This window comes from Nocardia sp. NPDC102475 (assembly GCF_055584605.1).
Window position 1 is genome coordinate 265,157 of record NZ_JBVJLS010000005.1, and the last position, 17,097, is coordinate 282,253.

Annotated in this window: 21 protein-coding genes; 10 read left to right on the forward strand and 11 right to left on the reverse strand. The window is 66.2% G+C overall.

What is annotated here, in order from left to right:
- Positions 1 to 22: 22 nt before the first annotated feature.
- Positions 23 to 1,240: a metallophosphoesterase gene (locus tag ACZ60G_RS11635; protein ID WP_465809535.1), complete on the reverse strand. Its 1,218-nt coding sequence runs from the start codon at positions 1,238 to 1,240 to the stop codon at positions 23 to 25.
- 338 nt (positions 1,241 to 1,578) lie between these two features.
- On the opposite strand from ACZ60G_RS11635, the gene ACZ60G_RS11640 reads away from it, so the two are divergent.
- The 9 genes from ACZ60G_RS11640 (at position 1,579) to ACZ60G_RS11680 (ending at position 6,814) form a co-directional block, all read left to right on the forward strand.
- The gene (locus ACZ60G_RS11640) at positions 1,579 to 1,725 is read left to right on the forward strand and encodes a BBE domain-containing protein (protein ID WP_465809537.1); all 147 of its coding nucleotides are present in this window, start codon (positions 1,579 to 1,581) and stop codon (positions 1,723 to 1,725) included.
- A gap of 73 nt (positions 1,726 to 1,798) precedes the next feature.
- The gene (locus ACZ60G_RS11645) at positions 1,799 to 2,179 is read left to right on the forward strand and encodes a BlaI/MecI/CopY family transcriptional regulator (RefSeq protein ID WP_040690485.1); all 381 of its coding nucleotides are present in this window, start codon (positions 1,799 to 1,801) and stop codon (positions 2,177 to 2,179) included.
- Positions 2,176 to 3,123, forward strand: a complete 948-nt coding sequence (locus tag ACZ60G_RS11650; RefSeq protein ID WP_465809540.1) for a M56 family metallopeptidase — start codon at positions 2,176 to 2,178, stop codon at positions 3,121 to 3,123. The genes ACZ60G_RS11645 and ACZ60G_RS11650 overlap by 4 nt, the downstream gene beginning before the upstream one ends.
- 69 nt (positions 3,124 to 3,192) lie before the next feature.
- Positions 3,193 to 4,305, forward strand: coding sequence for a winged helix DNA-binding domain-containing protein (locus ACZ60G_RS11655; RefSeq protein ID WP_465809541.1), 1,113 nt, complete (start codon positions 3,193 to 3,195; stop codon positions 4,303 to 4,305).
- 214 nt (positions 4,306 to 4,519) lie between these two features.
- On the forward strand, positions 4,520 to 4,876 hold the full coding sequence (locus tag ACZ60G_RS11660; protein ID WP_465809543.1) for a GNAT family N-acetyltransferase: 357 nt from the start codon (positions 4,520 to 4,522) through the stop codon (positions 4,874 to 4,876).
- A 169-nt stretch (positions 4,877 to 5,045) separates the two neighbouring features.
- Positions 5,046 to 5,537 carry a winged helix-turn-helix transcriptional regulator gene (locus ACZ60G_RS11665; protein ID WP_465809545.1) on the forward strand — a complete coding sequence of 164 codons (492 nt, stop codon included), beginning with the start codon at positions 5,046 to 5,048 and terminating at the stop codon, positions 5,535 to 5,537.
- A gap of 25 nt (positions 5,538 to 5,562) precedes the next feature.
- Positions 5,563 to 5,979 (forward strand): NUDIX hydrolase, encoded by a 417-nt coding sequence (locus ACZ60G_RS11670; protein ID WP_465809547.1) that lies wholly within the window; start codon positions 5,563 to 5,565, stop codon positions 5,977 to 5,979.
- Between the two features lie 39 nt (positions 5,980 to 6,018).
- Complete coding sequence (locus tag ACZ60G_RS11675; protein WP_465809549.1) at positions 6,019 to 6,516, forward strand: hypothetical protein; 498 nt, start codon at positions 6,019 to 6,021, stop codon at positions 6,514 to 6,516.
- A gap of 124 nt (positions 6,517 to 6,640) precedes the next feature.
- The gene (locus ACZ60G_RS11680; RefSeq protein WP_465809551.1) at positions 6,641 to 6,814 is read left to right on the forward strand and encodes a hypothetical protein; all 174 of its coding nucleotides are present in this window, start codon (positions 6,641 to 6,643) and stop codon (positions 6,812 to 6,814) included.
- A 6-nt stretch (positions 6,815 to 6,820) separates the two neighbouring features.
- On the opposite strand, the gene ACZ60G_RS11685 is transcribed toward ACZ60G_RS11680, so the two are convergent.
- The 7 genes from ACZ60G_RS11685 to ACZ60G_RS11715 all read right to left on the reverse strand — a co-directional run bounded on the left by ACZ60G_RS11685 (position 6,821) and on the right by ACZ60G_RS11715 (position 11,876).
- Entirely contained in the window at positions 6,821 to 7,429 is a 609-nt protein-coding gene (locus ACZ60G_RS11685; protein ID WP_465809553.1) for a GTP-binding protein, read from the reverse strand.
- On the reverse strand, positions 7,410 to 7,784 hold the full coding sequence (locus ACZ60G_RS11690; protein WP_063046087.1) for a DUF742 domain-containing protein: 375 nt from the start codon (positions 7,782 to 7,784) through the stop codon (positions 7,410 to 7,412). Before ACZ60G_RS11690 ends, ACZ60G_RS11685 begins: the two co-directional genes overlap by 20 nt.
- Positions 7,781 to 8,176, reverse strand: coding sequence for a roadblock/LC7 domain-containing protein (locus ACZ60G_RS11695; RefSeq protein ID WP_465809554.1), 396 nt, complete (start codon positions 8,174 to 8,176; stop codon positions 7,781 to 7,783). Before ACZ60G_RS11695 ends, ACZ60G_RS11690 begins: the two co-directional genes overlap by 4 nt.
- Positions 8,154 to 10,610, reverse strand: coding sequence for a sensor histidine kinase (locus tag ACZ60G_RS11700; RefSeq protein WP_465809556.1), 2,457 nt, complete (start codon positions 10,608 to 10,610; stop codon positions 8,154 to 8,156). The genes ACZ60G_RS11695 and ACZ60G_RS11700 overlap by 23 nt, the downstream gene beginning before the upstream one ends.
- A gap of 116 nt (positions 10,611 to 10,726) precedes the next feature.
- Positions 10,727 to 10,918, reverse strand: a complete 192-nt coding sequence (locus tag ACZ60G_RS11705) for a hypothetical protein (RefSeq protein ID WP_465809558.1) — start codon at positions 10,916 to 10,918, stop codon at positions 10,727 to 10,729.
- A 194-nt stretch (positions 10,919 to 11,112) separates the two neighbouring features.
- Entirely contained in the window at positions 11,113 to 11,265 is a 153-nt protein-coding gene (locus ACZ60G_RS11710; RefSeq protein WP_465809560.1) for a hypothetical protein, read from the reverse strand.
- Between the two features lie 242 nt (positions 11,266 to 11,507).
- On the reverse strand, positions 11,508 to 11,876 hold the full coding sequence (locus ACZ60G_RS11715) for a DoxX family protein (protein WP_465809561.1): 369 nt from the start codon (positions 11,874 to 11,876) through the stop codon (positions 11,508 to 11,510).
- A gap of 174 nt (positions 11,877 to 12,050) precedes the next feature.
- On the opposite strand from ACZ60G_RS11715, the gene ACZ60G_RS11720 reads away from it, so the two are divergent.
- On the forward strand, positions 12,051 to 13,604 hold the full coding sequence (locus tag ACZ60G_RS11720) for a succinic semialdehyde dehydrogenase (protein WP_465809563.1): 1,554 nt from the start codon (positions 12,051 to 12,053) through the stop codon (positions 13,602 to 13,604).
- Between the two features lie 151 nt (positions 13,605 to 13,755).
- Here ACZ60G_RS11720 and ACZ60G_RS11725 read toward each other — a convergent pair whose 3' ends face one another.
- The 3 genes from ACZ60G_RS11725 to ACZ60G_RS11735 form a co-directional block, all read right to left on the reverse strand.
- On the reverse strand, positions 13,756 to 14,160 hold the full coding sequence (locus ACZ60G_RS11725; protein ID WP_465809564.1) for a DUF779 domain-containing protein: 405 nt from the start codon (positions 14,158 to 14,160) through the stop codon (positions 13,756 to 13,758).
- Positions 14,160 to 15,677 carry an acetaldehyde dehydrogenase ExaC gene (gene exaC / locus ACZ60G_RS11730; RefSeq protein ID WP_465809566.1) on the reverse strand — a complete coding sequence of 506 codons (1,518 nt, stop codon included), beginning with the start codon at positions 15,675 to 15,677 and terminating at the stop codon, positions 14,160 to 14,162. The genes ACZ60G_RS11725 and exaC overlap by 1 nt, the downstream gene beginning before the upstream one ends.
- Positions 15,678 to 15,765: 88 nt before the next feature.
- Entirely contained in the window at positions 15,766 to 16,986 is a 1,221-nt protein-coding gene (locus tag ACZ60G_RS11735) for a transcriptional regulator (protein ID WP_465809568.1), read from the reverse strand.
- Between the last annotated feature and the right edge of the window lie 111 nt (positions 16,987 to 17,097).

Genomic DNA, 17,097 nt, shown 5'->3' on the forward strand with positions numbered 1-17,097 from the left:
GGTGGGGCGGCCACGTAGCGCGTCAGGCCTGTTTCGCCGCGAGCTCGATCACGGTGATATCCGAGGGTGCGCCGACGCGCACCGGGGGGCCCCACGCGCCCGCGCCGCGGGTGACGTAGAGCTGGGTGTCACCGTAGCGTTCCAGGCCCGCGACGGTCGGATTGGCCAGTGCCGCAAGGAAATTGCCGGGCCAAAGCTGACCGCCGTGGGTGTGGCCGGACAGTTGCAGGTCCACGCCGTACTCGACCGCATCGTGGATCTGCACCGGCTGATGTGCCAGCAGCACCGCGGTACGTGCGAGGTCACGGTCGCCGAGCGCGGCGGCGAAATCCGGCCCCTGCCCGAGACGTCCTCCCTGAATATCGTTGACACCGGCGAGGTCGAAGTACGGCAGCTCGGTGCGGCTGTTCGCCAGCAGCCGCAGTCCGAGTTCCTGCACATGTTCGATCCACTGCTCGGCACCGGAGAAGTACTCGTGGTTGCCGGTGACGAAATAGGCGCCGTGACGTGCGTGCAACCGCGACAGCGGCTCGACCGCCGAGCGCAGGTGCTCGACGCTGCCGTCGACCAGATCGCCGACCACGGCAACGAGATCCGGTTGTGTGCCGTTGATCGTCTCGACCACTCGCTCGGCGAATCCGCGGCCCAGAATCGGACCCAGATGAATATCGCTGACCACGGTGATCCGGAAGCCGTGCGCGGCGCGCGGCAGATTGGCCAGCGGCACCGTCAACTGCTTCACCCGCGGCCCGGCCAGCACGCTGTGGGTGCCATATCCAACCGTGGACACCGCCGCCAGAGTCGCCGCAGCACCCACCGAACGAGATACGAAGAGCCGCCGCGAAACCGGCGTGGGACGGCCTTGCAACGCGCCCCCGATTTCCCGAACCTCGACCGCCTCCTCGGACGAGCGCGCGATCCAGCGCCGGAAAAGCGGCCGGACCAGCTCACCCACCAATAGCCAGAGCACGAGATAGAGGAACAGCGCGCCCCACATATAGCCGGGCCACGCGATGATCTGGGTGAGCAGGAACGGAACCCCGGCCGATTCGGATGCAAACGCGCCGATCAACAGCGCTGTCCCGGCAATGATCACTCCGGTCCCTACCCGGCGGGCGATCGATCCGCGCTCGGTCGTATCCCGCACGAGCCGCCACCACAGATACCAGTGCACGCCGACCACTCCCACAACGACGATTACCGCGCCGACGACGATTCCCACAGCGACCACCACGTCCACGGCAGCACTCTATGCCCGGTCGAGGACAAGGTGCGCGCAGTGCATTACGGCATTCGCTGCATGCCGCTGTGGGCTATCGCGGCCGTAGGGCAGGTCCTGGTGATCTGCCGCTTCATGGACAACACGCCCAGTGCGCCGAGCAACTTCTTCTGCTCCAGCTTCGGCGATGCCGTGCGGCGGGCACCGCCGGATGGGTCGGCGTTTCCGCACCGCGACGCGCTGTTCTACTGCGAGCCGGGCGCGGGCTGGAAGGAACCCGAGCTGAATTCGAAGGCTCTCGGCTGGGTAAGTGAGTTCTGCGCGCGCTGCGCTCCTTCGCCGACGGTGCCTACGTCAATGTGCCCAATGCTGCCGCCTTGGATTGGGAGCGCGAGTACTACGGCGCCAACTGCAAGCGGCTACGTCAGGTGAAGGCCCGATACGACCCGGAAAACGTGTTCAGCTTCGAGCAGAGCGTGCCGCTATCGAGCGAATCTACGGTATGACTACGTAGCAGTAGGCCGAGCCAGCTACCCTGAGACGTCAGAGTGTCCAGTAGTTGATGAGGGAGTCGGCATCGTGCGTGGATTCGGGGATTTGGAGGCGGTGATCATGGACCGCATCTGGGATCGGGACGCGGAGACCACAACGGTCCGCGAAATCTTCGACGAACTGGCCGCCGAGCGCGGTATTGCCTACACCACGGTCATGTCGACCATGGACAATCTGCACCGCAAGGGCTGGTTGGCGCGCGAACGCGCGGGCAAGGCATATCGATATTGGCCGACGCTGACCCGCGAGGAACACAGCGCACGGCTCATGCTCGAGGCGCTCGGCTCCGGCGGGCGCTCGGATCTGGTGCTCAGCCATTTCGTCGATCGGATCAGCGAGGAGGAGTCGGCCGGACTGCGTGCCGCGCTGCGTCGGCTGACCTCGCGCAAAACTCCAGAGGCGCCGTGAACGTAGCCGTCAGCCTGATGATCTACGGCAGCTTGGTGGCCACCTTCGGCCCGACCGTGCTGCGCAGACTGACCCGGCGCGGCGTCGCGCCCCGGCTCGGGGTGCTCGCCTGGCTGGTCGCGATTGTGGGCGCACTGGGTGCGTGGGTCATCGCGGCCGCCATACTGATCGTCGAACTGGCCACCTACTGGCATCCCACCGATACGCTGCGCGACTGCTATAACGCGCTGGCCACACCGATGCGCCTGCACGGCGGCCTGCTGGTCCAATTGGGGACCCTGACCTGCGCGGCCCTGGTCGCAGTCGCGCTCCTCGGCATCCTGGCGCACGCCGCACAGGCGATGCTGTACATGCGACGCAAAACCATCGCACACGGACGCGCTGTTCGCATGGTCGGTCGTCGCATGCCCGGCGTCGGCGCGGTCGTGCTGGATTCGCCGGAGCGCCAAGCCTATTGCGTAGCCGGACGGCCCGACACCATCGTCGTCACCAGCGCGGCCGTCGACGCGCTGACCGAGAAGCAACTCGCCGCGGTGCTCGCCCACGAGCACGCACATCTGAGCGAGCGGCATGCCGGACTGCTCCGGTTCCTGCGCGGCATCGCGATCACGCTGCCCGGGATGCGTCTGGTGACCGACGGGGTGCACGAAATCGGCCGACTACTCGAGATGTGCGCCGATGATACGGCGGCGCGCACGCACGGCCGGGAGCCGCTGCTCGGGGGCCTGCTCGCGATCGTCGGCGCGACCGAACCCCTCCCGGCGGGCGCGTTGAGCGCCGCGGCCACCGCCGTACTGGATCGGGCCGAGCGCTTGGTCACACCGGTCGGCGCGATGCGTCGCGCGACGAACCGGACCGCATTGCTCGCCGTGATGGCGGCAACCGTAGTGGGTCTTCTCGAGATCGCGGTCGGAGTACTGTTCTGCAGCACAGTGCTGGGATGAATCCGGTACTGCACCGGACCCGGTAAGGGGTTGGGTCCGGTCGGTCGGCAGGACAGAGGAGGGGCATAGGTGCACGTCACCTGGGATCAGGTTTTCGCTTGGCGGCTGCGCAGGCAATTCGTCACGTCACCCGACGACGTCGGGGTCGCCCAGATCGTCGAGCGGCTGTGCGGTGTGCAGGCTCAGGTGACCGCGGCCGCGGATCTCGCGGTGGCGCTGCGGCGCAGTAAACCCGATCCTGGTGCGCTACTACCGGAATTGGCGGCGGGCACGCTGATGAAGACCTGGGCCATGCGCGGAACATTGCACGCGCTCGCCCCCGATATGGCGGCCGCAATCCTTTCCTTGATCGGCTCCGCCCGGACCTGGGAAAAGCCCGCTTGGCAGCGCACCTTCGGGGCGTCGCCTGCTGAGGTCGCGGCACTGGCTGATGCGGTGGCGCAGGTGCTCGATGGCGTGGTGCTCAGCCGGGACGAACTGGTCGCAGCACTGGTCGCCGAATCCGCATTCCATCGGCTCGGCGAGGAATTGCGCTCCGGCTGGGGTGCCCTGCTCAAGCCGCTGGCCTGGCAGGGGGCACTGTGTCACGGTCCCGCGCAAGGTAATCGGGTCACCTTCACCAGCCCGGCCCATCTGATCAACGGCTGGCGCGGCTTACCCGACCCCGAAGCCGCCGCGCCCTTGGCCATTACCGGCTACCTCGGCGCGTACGGCCCGGCGACCCCGGAAACCTTCGACGCCTGGCTCAGCCGCAACAGTCTGAAGAAAACGACGGTGCGCCAGTGGTTCTCCGAACTCGGGGACGCACTCACCGAGGTCGATATCGCGGGGCGGCGCGCCTACATACTCACCGAACACGCCGACGAACTGGCCGCCACGAAACCGGCCGCCACCTCGATACACCTGCTGGGCGCCTTCGACCAATACATCCTCGGTCCGGGCACCGGCGACACCGAACTGCTCCCCACCGAACATCGCGCGCGGGTGAGCCGGGCAGCGGGCTGGATCTCTCCCATCCTGGTCATCGACGGCCGTATCGCGGGCACCTGGGAGACCAACACCGACGATCTATCCGTCACCATCTTCGACGGCTCACTACCCCCGACCCGCGACCTGAAAGCCGCCGCCGACCACGTCGCCGCAGCAATGGGCCACCCGGGATTCACCGTCCACGTGGCGTAGCGACCACACCTGGTCATGATCACCATGCGTGGGTGGCGGCGTCGCCAAGCGAGAGACCCACAACACCAGCGCATGGTGATCATCCGACCAACCATGTCCGACGCTGCGATGCATAGGGGGACACGGGGATTCAGCCAGAATGGCCGGATGAGCCCGCTGTCAACACTGTCCACCTCCGAAATCACCGCGGATCGTCTCCTGCTGCGGAAGGCGCATGACGGCGACCGCGAGGGGTTCATCGAGTTGCAGACCGATCCGGAGGTTCGGACATATCTGGGAGGCCGCCGACCAGCCCGGCCACCTCACCGATGATGGCGAAGAATTGGAACTGACCTATCTCCTGCGCCGCGATTCCTGGGGCCGGGGTCTGGCATTCGAAGCGGCGACAGCCGCACTACATGCAGCTGCCGCCGAACTCCCGGACCAGCCGGTCCTGATCATCACCCAGACAGGCAACCAGCGCTCACTGAAACTCGCTGCCCGCCTTGGTTTCCAGCCGATCAGCACCTTCGAAGCCTTCGGCGAGCGGCAGACCCTGGCGACTGCCCCTCTATATACCTATAGAGCCTGAGTCTCATGCTGTGGCGGGCTCGCTCACCGACGCATGTGGCGCCGCAGCCGTTTTCGGCATCTGCGCACCGAGCCCGATGAATCTCGCCATCACCGCGATGGCGGCGATGTGGCCCGGGGGCCGGTCGGATTCAGTGAGTTCTTTGAAGCAACCAACTATGCTGAGGCTCATGCGCAGGACCAGTTTCGACGAGATGAACTGCTCGGTCGCCCAGTGTCTGGAGGTGGTCGGCGAATGGTGGACGCTGCTGATCGTCCGCGACGCACTCTTCGGCGTGACCCGCTTCGACGACTTCCGCGCACGCCTCGGCATCGCCCGCAATGTGCTCACCCAGCGCCTGGAACACCTTGTCGCGCACAGCATCATGGTCAAGGTGCCCTATCAGGAGAATCCGGTCCGCTACGACTACCGGCTGACCCCCAAGGGCCGCTCGCTGTGGCTGGTCGTCAATGCCATGCGGCAATGGGGTGACGAGTGGGCCGCACCCGACGGCCCGCCGGTGCAGGCCGTGCACGAATCCTGCGGTAAGACCACGGTGATCGAACCGGTCTGCGCCGAATGTGGCGAGCGGGTACGGCGGCCGGACCTGCGCCCCGTCGATGGTCCCGGCGCGGCGGGCGGGCGCTCCATCCTGCCCGCCGACCTCCAGCACGCCCACTGATCGATACGTCCATTAGGCTGCGGCGGTGGCGGATGGGCGAGTGCGGAAGCTGATCGACACGGTCGCGTGGGTACGCATCGAAGACGGCCGCATCCTGTGCGCGCGCCCGAAGGGCAAGGACATCTTCTACATTCCGGGCGGCAAACGCGAAGGCGCGGAGTCGGATCTGCAGACGCTGCTGCGTGAGATCGAAGAGGAACTGACCGTCGCGCTGCTCCCGGAAACCGTCGCCCACGTGGGCACCTACGAGGCCGCACTGCACGGACCGGCCAGCGATGTGGTCGTCCGGATGAGCTGCTACACCGCCGACTACCGCGGCACCCTCGCGGCCAGCAGCGAGATCGAAGAGGTCGCCTGGTTCTGCTATGCGGATCGCGCGCTGGTGCCGCCGGTCGATCAACTGCTGTTCGACGACCTCGTCGATGCGGGCCGATTGGCCTGAGGTGCCCGCACATCCGCCGCGCGGGATACGGTCGATGGCATGACCACGGTTCGCTCACTGTTGCGTTGGGCCGCATATGCGTTGGTTGCGCCGGTGATCGGTATCGGCCCCATAGCGAGCCGGTTTCGGGTTCCGCGCCGGTTGCTGGGCATTTTCATCGCACCGCGAGATTCCCTGGCAGTGCGTGCGGTCGTGCATTCGGTGCTGGCCGGTGCGGTCGGCCTGCTGGCCTGGCTTCTTGCCTTCCTGGCAACAATCGCGGCGGTGCGCGGAATCTTCTATCCGCTGATCGCTGACAACGATCTCGAGCACTCGTGGGGCGGTCCTACGCTGGCCGGAGCTTGGGCGGTGCACGCACTGCTCGGGGTCGGGCTACTGCCCGTATGGGGTCTAGCGCTGGCCGGACTCGGTGCGGTGCAGGTGCGCCTGACCCGCCGGTTGCTCGGTCGGCACGGTCCCTGGTGGCCGATTCCGGTATCGCTGCTGCTGGCCGTCGGTGGCGTACTGCTCTTCATCTCGTGGTTGCATCAAGCCTGAAACTCCGATAGATCACCGCAGCCCCGCATCGTCGAACTGAACGATCCGCGCGCGGGTGACCCCGAATTGACCGGCGCCAAAGCCGCCGCACTGGCCAGAGCCGCCGTCTGCGGCCTGCCCGTCCGTGAATCATGTGCGGATCGTGGCGGGGCCGGTGGATCGTGCGGGCACTTGGCTCCTCACCCTCGAACCGGCGCTCGGTGAACACACCGAACGCCGCGTCGTCGGCTGCCTGAACGACTGGAAGGTCGACGGCATCACCGGCCACCACATCAGCACCAGGCTGGAATACCGCTAGCCGCGATCAGGTGACGGCCGGAGCCCGCCCGGCCCGTTCGATGAGGTGCTGCACCAGGTTCAGGAGCACGTCCTTGCAGGAGGCGCGGTCTCGGGCATCGCACAGCATGACCGGGATGTGATCGTCGAGGTCGAGCGCGTCGCGGACCTCATCGACGGTGTAGACCGGTGCGCCCTCGAAACAGTTCACCGCGACCAGGAATGCCAGTCCACGTCGTTCGAAGAAGTCCACGGCGGCAAAGGAATTGCCGAGTCGTCGGGTGTCGGCGATGACGACGGCGCCGAGTGCGCCGCGTGAGAGTTCGTCCCACAGGAACCAGAATCGGTCTTGGCCTGGTGTGCCGAACAGGTAGAGCACCAGATCGCGGTCGATGGTGATCCGCCCGAAGTCCAGCGCCACTGTCGTCGTGGTTTTTTGTTCGACGCCGGATAGGTCGTCGACTCCGGTGCTGACCTCGGTGATCAACTCCTCGGTGCGCAGTGGCGCGACCTCGCTGATCGAGGACACCATGGTTGTTTTGCCGACGCCGAATCCACCGGCGATGAGAATTTTGACCGAAGCCGCCAGCTGCGGTGTCGCAGCCGGCCGGGTCGGATCAAAGCTTTCGGATGCCATCCAGTACCGCTCGCAATATGTTGAGATCGCCGGGACCCGCGTCCGGCTGCACCGGCGCCCGGAAGATCAAGTGGCCCTCGCCGATCAGATCGCCGACGAGAATCTTGGTCACCGCCAAGGGAAGTTTCAGATACGCCGCCACCTCGGCGACCGACTGCGGTGCCCGGCACAGTCGTACGATATCCGCGTATTCCGGATCTGTCCGCCGCAGGGTGGGCGGCGGATCGGCCATGACGACCACGGTGAGCATGTCCAGGTCATGGCCTGCCCCCATCACCCGCCCGCGGGTGACCGCATAAGGCCGGACCAGCGGACCAGCCTCGTCGTCGAACCATTGCCCACCGCTGTGTGTCATGGCATGCGCGCTGGGGTGGATAGGTAGGTGCCGACGCGTTGGACGGTGACGTTCATTTCGTAGGCGACCATGCCGAGGTTGGCAGATTCGGCTGCTTGTAGTGCTAGGCAGGCGTTGTCGCCCGCGGAGGTGACGAACAGGACCGCTCGGTCGAGTTCGATGACGGCTTGGCGGACTCCGCCACCGTCGAAGCGGCTGCCGGCGCTGCGGGCGAGGCCGTAGAGGGTGGAGGACATGGCGGCGAAGTGTTCGGCGTCTTCGCGGCTCATGGTGGTGGAGCGGCCGAGGAGCAGGCCGTCGGTGGACAGCACCACCGCGTAGCGCACGCCGGCCAGTCGGTCGACGAGATCGTCGAGGAGCCAGTTGAGATCACCGGGGCTGGAAGAAGTCACCGTTGCCTTCCTGTTCATCGGAGTGTTTACCGCTCGGTCCCTGATAGGTGCTGAATTGCTCGGCGGCCGCCACTTCGGGCACTACGGCATCGGGGGCGGCGCGGCGGCCCTGCCGGGTCCCGTTTTCGATGGCGGACATGAGGTCTCGGGCCTGCTCCGCCGAGCGCTCCCGCTCCGGCGGCTGCTCCGCTTCGGGCTCGGCCTGGGTCGGCTGCGCCAATTGCGGTGCGATGCTGGCCTGCCGGTTCCGGCGCGGTAGCGCGGGCCTGGTATCCGCGGCGGTTGGCTGCGGCGCCTCGAACGAGGGTCGCGGCGCCGGTGCCTCGATGGCGGGCGGCGCCACCGGCGGCGCGGTGAGCACCGCGGACTCGGCTTCCGCGCCACCATAGGGGGAGGAGTCGACGAACGGGACCGGATGCCGTCGCCTGCGCGCCGACTCCAGCGGTTCGGAATCCGTTGTCAGAGCTGGTGCTTCATTGGCCAGCAGGGCCGACGGGATGAGCACGATGGCGCGGATGCCGCCGTAATCGGACTCCGAGAGCCGAATCGAAACCCCGTGCCTGGCCGCCAGCTGCGCGACCACGAACAGTCCGAGCCGGGAGTCCGAGGACAATGCCGCGACACCGAAATCCGGTGGATTGCGCAACATCTCGTTGGCCCGGGCGATCTCGGACTCGGTCATGCCCATGCCCTGATCGCTGATCTCGATGACCACGCCCTTGCCGACCACATTCCCGCTCACCTCCACCCGCGACTGCGGCGGCGAGAAGGAGGTCGCATTGTCCACCAGTTCGGCCAGCAGGTGGATAAGGTCGGCCACGACGGTGCCGAGCACATGGGTTTCGGGCAGTCGCGACACGCGCACCCTGGCATAGTCCAGGGTTTCGCCGACCGCACTGCGCACCAGATCGATCAGCGGCACCGGATTGCGCCACTGCCGGCCAGGCTGACCACCGCCGAGAATGATCAGATTCTCGGCATTGCGACGTTCGCGGGTGGCGAGGTGATCGAGCCGGAACAGGGTGTCCAGCAGGGCCGGATCCTCCTGGCGGTCCTCGGCCTTGTCGAGAATTTCCAGCTGCCGGTGCACCACGATCTGACTGCGGTGCGCGATATTCAGGAACACCGCCTTCACACCCTCACGGGTGCGGGCTTCGGTCACCGCCCCCGCCACGGCCGCGGCATGCGCGTGCTGGAATGCCTTGGCCACCTGGCCGATCTCATCGTCACCGTAGTCCAGTTCCGCGGATTCGGCCTCCGGATCGATGAGCTCACCCTTACCGAGGCGGCGCATCAGCTCGGGTAGCCGCTCGTCGGCCAGGGCGAGGGTCTCACCGCGAAGCCGCTTGAGCCGGTTGATGACTCGGTTGGCCAGCACGATCGCGATCAAGAACGCCAGCAGGCTGACCACAACGACCCCGCCACCGGCCCACGCGGATCGCGCGGTGGCATCGGCGGCCTTGTCCTCGGCCAACCTCTGTGAGTACTTGTTCTGGGCGATCCACACATCGATCAGCCCGCGGTTCACCTCGGCGGCCGCGCTGTGCCACTCCTGGGTGCTCAACGGCAGAGCGGGCGGCGTCGCCTGTTTGGTGCTGCTGCTCGACGAACTGGATGAACTGGATGAACTGGAGGTGGTGCTCGTCGCCGTCGTAGTGCGTTGGGCCAGCGCGTTTTCCATGGCGCTCAGCTGCTGCCAGGCCTGGCTCGACATCAGCGTGTGCAGGCTCTCCTGCTCCTTCGGATCCAGTTCGCCGGCCAGATTGGCGGCCTCGGCGTGATAGAAGCCGATCTGGCGCAGGAACTCCTCCACCGGAATGGGGGTCGGCCCGTTCGCATTGACGATCATGCCCGCGAGTGCGGTGCTGCGCGACATCGCTTCGGCCACCAGGAAGATCCGCATACCGTCGGCGATCTGCACGCCGATCTCGGCGTCCGGCGCGGACCGTTCGGCGAGTTCGGTGCCGAAGGTGATGATGTCGAGCAGTCGGTTGTAGAAGTTGTAGGCGTCGGCGACCGGGAGCGTCCCGGCATCGGTGAGCGTGCGGACCTGGCTCATCGACGTCGACAGCGTCATGAAGTTCGCGGCGTTGTCGCCGATCTTCGAATCGTCCACCGCCCGTAGGCCGGCGGAGGCATCGATCAGGCCCTTCAGCGCGCCGTCGAGGCGCATCCGGGCCACACCGAGCGCGGGGGTGGCCGTATCGTCGCCGGTCAGCGCGGCCACCGTAAGCTGACGTTCGCTCTGGACCGCCTCCAGCAATTCGCGGGTCGAGGGTATCGCCTGCTGATTCTGCGACGCCCAGTCCTTGGCTTTATTTCCCTCGGCAACCAGATATCCCGCCGCGCCCACGCCGACCACGAGCAGAGTCAGGCTCGGCACGAGCGCGATCGCCAGAATCCGCGTTCGGACCCCGAGCCTCGCTCTGAACATCGCCATAACCTAAACCAGTTGTGACCATTTCGTTGCTCATGTCCCGCTGAGCGGGACTCGAGTTGACATACCTGTAGCACTTGCGCTGGCCCGTTCGATGAGGTGCTGAACCCGCGTCAGCAGGGTGTTCTCGCAGGACTCGCGGTTTCGGGCGTCCCGAGCAGTACCGGGATGTGGTCGTAGAGGTCCAGCGCGTCGCGGATCTCCTCGACCATGTAGACCGGTGCGCCGTCGAAGCAGTTGACCACCACCATGAACGCCGATCCGCGGCGGTCGAAGAAGTTCGCGGCGGCAAAAGAATTGCTCAACCGCGGGTATCAGCGAGCACGGCGGCCCCCAGCGCGCCGCGTTAGAGTTTCGTCCCAGAAGAACCAGAACCGGTCCTGGCCCGGTGTGCCGAACAGGTAGAGCGGGCCAACCATGCGAAGTGGTCCGTCACGATGAGCCCGGAAGCCGTTGTCAACGTGGGGGTTTCGCTTGCTCTGCGCGAGCCGAATGTCGGTCAGCCCTCGGCGGTGGAGTTGTGCCATTCCTGTGTGCTCAGCGGGAGCGGCGCCAGGGCCGACGCTGTCGTATTGCGTTGAGGCAGAGCGCTTTCCGTGGCCGCCACCTGCTGCCCGCCGTGCTCGCCTGCGGGGACCGCGGACCGTGCCATCGGAATCGCCCGCTGATTCTGCGCGGCCCAATCCTCGGCCCTGTTTTCATCGGCCGCCAGATATAGCGCTCACGCCGACCACGAGCAGCGTCCGGCTCGGGACGAGCGCGATCGCCAGAATCCGCATCCGGACCCGGAGCCGCGCTCTGAACATCGGCACACAGTAATACATACTGTGGCCCTCTCGTAACCCCTTCGGTATACCGGACTGGACCGGCAGCTCCTGGGGCGCGCCACCACGGTCACAGGCCCGCGAAACGGCCGATGGCGACCAGTACGGCAATGATCAGGATCGTCGTGGTGATCGCGATATTGCGGGGTTCGCGCAGACGGATGTGCGAGCTGATCGCGCCGATCATCACCGCGGCGAAACCGACCGCTGCCAATGGGGTGAGCACCGGCGCGATCCCGGTCCACCACGGCACGATAATGCCGATGACACCGAGCAATTCGGCGTAGGCGGTCAAGCGCACCACCGTCTTCGGGAACACCGCGACGCCCGTCTGGCCCATCTCGACCAACTTCTCCTTGGATTGCGTGGCTTTCGCGATCCCGGATGCGGTGAACACGACGGCCAGCACGATCTGTCCGATCCACAGCGCGATATTCATGATTCCTCCCTCGATTGGGTTCAGGTGCCCATGAGACAAATCGGTTCTCGCGAACGTGACAATTTCGGACGAATAGGCGTCGTCATCCGCCAAACCCGGCTAGTGGCTGCTATGGCTACCGCAGGCGGCGTATGTTGTGTGTATCCCGGGGTTACTCACAAGTAGGAGGCACCGATGCCCGCGCCGAATGCCGAAGTCTTCGACCGTCTGAGTGCGCTCGCCGCGATCGCTGATCCGGACACCCGTGCGCGCAAAACCATCGCCGAAACCTTCACCGGCACCGCACTCGGCAGCGTACCCGTGGGCACCGCCGATGATGTGGCCGCCGCACTCGACAAGGCCAAGGCCGCGCAGGCCCGATGGGCCGCGCGCTCGGCCAAGGACCGTGCCGCGGTACTCGAGCGATACCGCGAATTGGTCATCGAACAGCGCGAATTCCTGATGGACGTGATCCAGGCCGAAACCGGTAAAGCGCGCTGGGCCGCCCAGGAAGAGATCATGGGCCTGATGTTCGCGGCCCGCTATTTCGCCAGGGTCGCCCCCGATCTGCTCGACGCGCATCGCGTGCCCGGCGCCTTCCCGGTGCTCAACCGGGCGACCGTGCGCCACCACCCCAAGGGCGTCGTCGGTGTGATCGCGCCGTGGAACTATCCGATGCTGCTGTCCATCGGCGATTCGATCCCGGCGCTGCTCGCGGGCAACGCGGTGATCGTCAAACCCGATAGCCAGACCCCGTTCTCCGCACTGGCCAGCGCCGAACTGCTCTACCAGGCCGGACTGCCCCGCGATCTGCTCGCCGTCGTCCCCGGCCCGGGCACCGTGGTCGGCACCGCCATCGTGGACAACTGCGACTACCTGATGTTCACCGGCTCCTCCGCGACGGGGCGCACCCTGGCCGAACAGTGCGGGCGCAGGCTCATCGGGTTCTCCGCCGAACTCGGCGGCAAGAACCCGATGATCGTCACCCGCGGCGCGAAGCTTGACAAGGCCGCCAAGGCCGCGGTGCGCGCCTGCTTCTCCAATGCCGGTCAGCTGTGTATTTCGATCGAGCGGCTTTATGTGGAGAAGGCGGTCGCCGCGGAGTTCACCGAGAAGTTCGTCGCCGCCGTGCAGGCCGCGAAACTCGGTGCGGCCTATGACTATTCGGCCGATATCGGCAGCCTCATCTCCGAGGCGCAATTGGAGACCGTCTCCAAGCACGTCGCCGACGCGACCTCCAAGGGCGCGCAGGTGCTCGTGGGCGGCAAGGCGCGCCCAGATCTGGGACCGCTGTTCTTCGAACCCACCGTGCTCGCCGATGTCACCGACGAGATGGAGTGCGGCCGCAACGAAACCTTCGGCCCGCTGGTCTCGATCTACCCGGTCGAGAGCGTCGAGGAGGCGATCGGGCTGGCCAACGACACCGAATACGGCCTGAACGCGAGCGTCTGGGCGGCGAGCAAGGACGCGGGGGAGCGGATCGCCGAGCGACTGCACGCGGGCACCGTCTGCGTCGACGAGGGTTATGCCCCGGCCTGGGGCACCACCGCCGCCCCGATGGGCGGTATGGGCATCTCCGGTGTCGGGCGCAGGCACGGCCCGGACGGGCTGCTGAAGTTCACCGAACCGCAGACCGTTGTCGTCACGCGATTCATGAATCTCGATGCGCCGCCGGTGATTTCGCAGGACAAATGGCAGCGGCTGCTGATGACGCTCACCCGCGGCTTCCGTTTCCTGCCCGGCCGGTAAGACACCGACCCCGCCGTCCCGGTCTGCAGCGGGACGGCGGGGCTTCGTGGTGTCGGCCCAGGGCTGCGGACCCCCGGGCCGATCACCCGTTGGCCGCCCGCGGACGCACCCGCGGGCGTGAATCAGGTACCGGCGACTGCTTTTTCGGCAGTCAACTCATCCGATCGGCTCCCGTCCGCGGTGGCGGGCCCGCCGCCAGGACCGCCGTCTCCTCATCGGTCAGCAGTCGCGATCTGATGATGAACCGCACGCCCTCGGGCGCCTCCAGCGAGAATCCGCTGCCACGACCGTTCACCACGTCCACGGTGAGATGGGTGTGCTTCCACAGTTCGAATTGATCGCCGCTGATCCAGAATTCGGTATGCCACGGCAGCCGGCCCAGCAGCACATCCGCGCCGCCGACCCGGAATTCGCGCACCCCGAAACACATCGGTGAACTGCCGTCGCAGCAGCCGCCGGATTGGTGGAACAGCACCGGTCCATGCTGTTCTATCAACCGGCGCAACACTTCTCGCGCCCGCTCGGTGATCGCGACGCGGGCTACTCTGCCATGCATCAGAAAAATCCGAGTTTTGTCGGTGAATAACTGACCAGCAGATTCTTGGTCTGCTGGTAGTGCTCGAGCATCATTTTGTGGTTTTCCCGGCCGATGCCGGACTTCTTGTACCCGCCGAAGGCGGCGTGTGCGGGGTACGCGTGGAAACAGTTGGTCCATACTCGCCCTGCCTTGATTGCCCGGCCCATCCGGTAAGCCGTGGTGATATCCCTGGTCCACACCCCGGCGCCGAGGCCGTAGAGGGTGTCGTTGGCGATCATGGTCGCCTCTTCGACGGTGTCGAACCTGGTTACCGCCACCACCGGGCCGAAGATCTCCTCCTGGAAGATCCGCATCGTATTGGTGCCCTCGAAAATCGTCGGCTGGATGTAGTAGCCACCCGGAAGTCCGTCCACCTTGCGTGCTTCTCCTCCGGTGAGCACACGGGCGCCTTCCCGCCTGCCGATGTCGATATAGGAGAGGATCTTTTCGAATTGGTCGTTACTGGCTTGGGCTCCGATCATGGTGGTGTCGTCGAGCGGATTGCCGCCCCTGATGGCTCTGGTTCGCTCGATGCAGCGGGCCAGGAATTCGTCGTAGATCGACGAATGGATCAGTGCGCGCGAGGGACAGGTGCACACCTCGCCCTGGTTGAGCGCGAACATCACGAAGCCCTCGACGGCCTTGTCCAGGAATTCGTCATCGGCTGCCATGACATCGGGCAGGAAGATATTGGGGCTCTTGCCGCCCAACTCCAGACTGACCGGGATGATGTTCTCGCTCGCGTACTGCATGATGAGCCGTCCGGTGGTGGTCTCACCGGTGAAGGCGACCTTGGCCACGCGCGGACTCGCCGCCAGTGGCTTACCCGCCTCGACACCGAAACCGTTGACCACGTTGAGAACTCCGGGCGGCAGGAGATCGGCGATGAGCTCGATCACCAGCAGAATCGATGCCGGGGTCTGCTCAGCGGGTTTGAGCACCACACAGTTGCCCGCCGCCAGGGCCGGGGCCAGCTTCCACGCGGCCATCAGAATCGGGAAGTTCCACGGGATGATCTGACCGACCACCCCGAGCGGTTCGTGGAAGTGGTAGGCGATGGTATCGACATCGATTTCGGCGATGCTGCCCTCCTGGGCGCGGATGGCGCCGGCGAAGTAGCGGAAGTGATCGACAGCCAAAGGCAGGTCGGCGGCGAGAGTTTCGCGAACGGGTTTGCCGTTGTCCCAGGTTTCGGCGATGGCGAGGGGTTCGAGGCTGTGCTCGATCCGGTCGGCGATCTTGTTGAGGATATTCGCGCGCTCGGCGGGCGAGGTGGCGGCCCATTTCCCGGCGGCGAGGTGCGCGGCTTCGAGGGCCATATCGATATCGGCCGCGGACGAGCGCGCCACCGAGCAGAAGGTTTCGCCGTCGACCGGGGACGGGTTCTCGAAGTACCTGCCCTCGATCGGAGCCGCCCAGTCACCACCGATGAAGTTGTCGTAACGACTGGCGTAGGTGACGATGCCGGTGGCGGACCCCGGTTTGGCGTAGATCATCTGTGGGCGCTCCTCGCGAATCTTCTTGCCGGGCCACTATGTCCCGAGAAGGTTGGTGCGAGGTTGGTGCCGTTGTGGCAGGGGTGACTCAGGAACGCAGCGCGGTGTACAACCGGGCGACGACCACCGCCCGGCGCACATCGTCGGCGGGCAGCAACCGCAGCGCGTGTTCGTGCACCTCGATATCGCCGGGGGAGCGCTCGCCGAAAGCCACGGCGTGATCGGCGCGGTCACTGGCCAGTACCGCCGTGCGCACCCCGACATCGAGATGGTTGCGCCACTGCAGCACACCGGGGGTGTCCGACCCGGGCAGCAGCGGTCCGCGGTACAGCCAGACCGCCGAGGTGGTGTCGCCCGCCTGGATGGCGGCGAGTAGATCGACCGCATCGCAGGAGACCGGACCGGTGAGCATGTAGCGGCGGTTGCTGATCTCACCACCGGTGGTGCGCCGCAGATGCGAAACATCTGCCTTGAGCGTGCTGGAAGAGACCGGACGGTCGCCGTAGACCGCGGCCTGCAGTTGCTCCGGAGTGAACCCGTCGGGCTCCAGCGCGAGCAGCGCCAGGATTTCCAAGTGGCGCGGCGGCAATGGCACCGGCCTGCCGTCGCGGACCAGCCGTGCGCCGCCCAGACATTCGAGCCGCACACCGCGCGCCGGTGTCGGTGCGGCCGCCCGCAACATCGTCTCGACCGCGGTGACCAGCGCACGGACCGAGGTCAGCACCATCGGATGCGAACGCTCCCAGGAACTGGACAGATCGAGCACACCGACCTGGCGGCCGTCGGGTGCGTGGATCGGCGCGGAATAGCAGACCCAGCCGTGCAGCGCGGCGACCAGATGTTCGGCGGAGAACACGGTGGTCGGGCGGTCGCTGTGCAGGGCGAGCGACAATCCGTTGGTGCCCATATGGCTTTCGTCCCAGCAGCCGCCGGGCGCGAAGTTCACCGCCTCGGCTTGGCGGCGCAGCGCGCGATCGCCGCAGGACCAGAGAATGGTGCCCGCGGAATCGGTGACGACCGCGAGGTAGCCGGAGTCCTCGGAGATGTCGCGCAGATCACCGGCCAGCTCGGTAATCGGTTGGCGCAGTGGGGATTCGGTCCAGCGATCGCGGACATCGTCCAGGCCGGGGGCCTCGGTGCAGCTCGGATCGACGGTCGTCAGCGACCGCTGCCAGGACTCGGCGACCTCGTTGCGTAGCGAGGTCGAACCCGCGGGTATGCCGATAGTGCTACTCGGAGCCGTCGCCCAACGCGCCCATTCTTTTTCCAGTGCGGCCCGTTGTTGGGTGAGGGTGCGGAATTGTGCCACCTCGTCAACCCCATCGTCAGTGTGAGCTCACATTCGCTATCTCATGATGGCGTACGCATTAGCTCGAGTCGAGGGTTCGACAGCAAACCGACCGTCCTCCATTGAAGATTC

What these genes read in the sequence shown, in the direction of transcription:
- ACZ60G_RS11660 (WP_465809543.1), top strand. Translation starts at nt 4,520, where the DNA reads ATGACGGCGACCGCGAGGGGTTCATCGAGTTGCAGACCGATCCGGAGG.
- ACZ60G_RS11665 (WP_465809545.1), top strand. Translation starts at nt 5,046, where the DNA reads ATGCGCAGGACCAGTTTCGACGAGATGAACTGCTCGGTCGCCCAGTGT.
- ACZ60G_RS11675 (WP_465809549.1), top strand. Translation starts at nt 6,019, where the DNA reads ATGACCACGGTTCGCTCACTGTTGCGTTGGGCCGCATATGCGTTGGTT.
- ACZ60G_RS11685 (WP_465809553.1), bottom strand. Translation starts at nt 7,429, where the DNA reads ATGGCATCCGAAAGCTTTGATCCGACCCGGCCGGCTGCGACACCGCAG.
- ACZ60G_RS11690 (WP_063046087.1), bottom strand. Translation starts at nt 7,784, where the DNA reads ATGACACACAGCGGTGGGCAATGGTTCGACGACGAGGCTGGTCCGCTG.
- ACZ60G_RS11700 (WP_465809556.1), bottom strand. Translation starts at nt 10,610, where the DNA reads ATGTTCAGAGCGAGGCTCGGGGTCCGAACGCGGATTCTGGCGATCGCG.
- ACZ60G_RS11710 (WP_465809560.1), bottom strand. Translation starts at nt 11,265, where the DNA reads ATGGCACGGTCCGCGGTCCCCGCAGGCGAGCACGGCGGGCAGCAGGTG.
- ACZ60G_RS11715 (WP_465809561.1), bottom strand. Translation starts at nt 11,876, where the DNA reads ATGAATATCGCGCTGTGGATCGGACAGATCGTGCTGGCCGTCGTGTTC.
- ACZ60G_RS11720 (WP_465809563.1), top strand. Translation starts at nt 12,051, where the DNA reads ATGCCCGCGCCGAATGCCGAAGTCTTCGACCGTCTGAGTGCGCTCGCC.
- ACZ60G_RS11725 (WP_465809564.1), bottom strand. Translation starts at nt 14,160, where the DNA reads ATGCATGGCAGAGTAGCCCGCGTCGCGATCACCGAGCGGGCGCGAGAA.
- exaC (WP_465809566.1), bottom strand. Translation starts at nt 15,677, where the DNA reads ATGATCTACGCCAAACCGGGGTCCGCCACCGGCATCGTCACCTACGCC.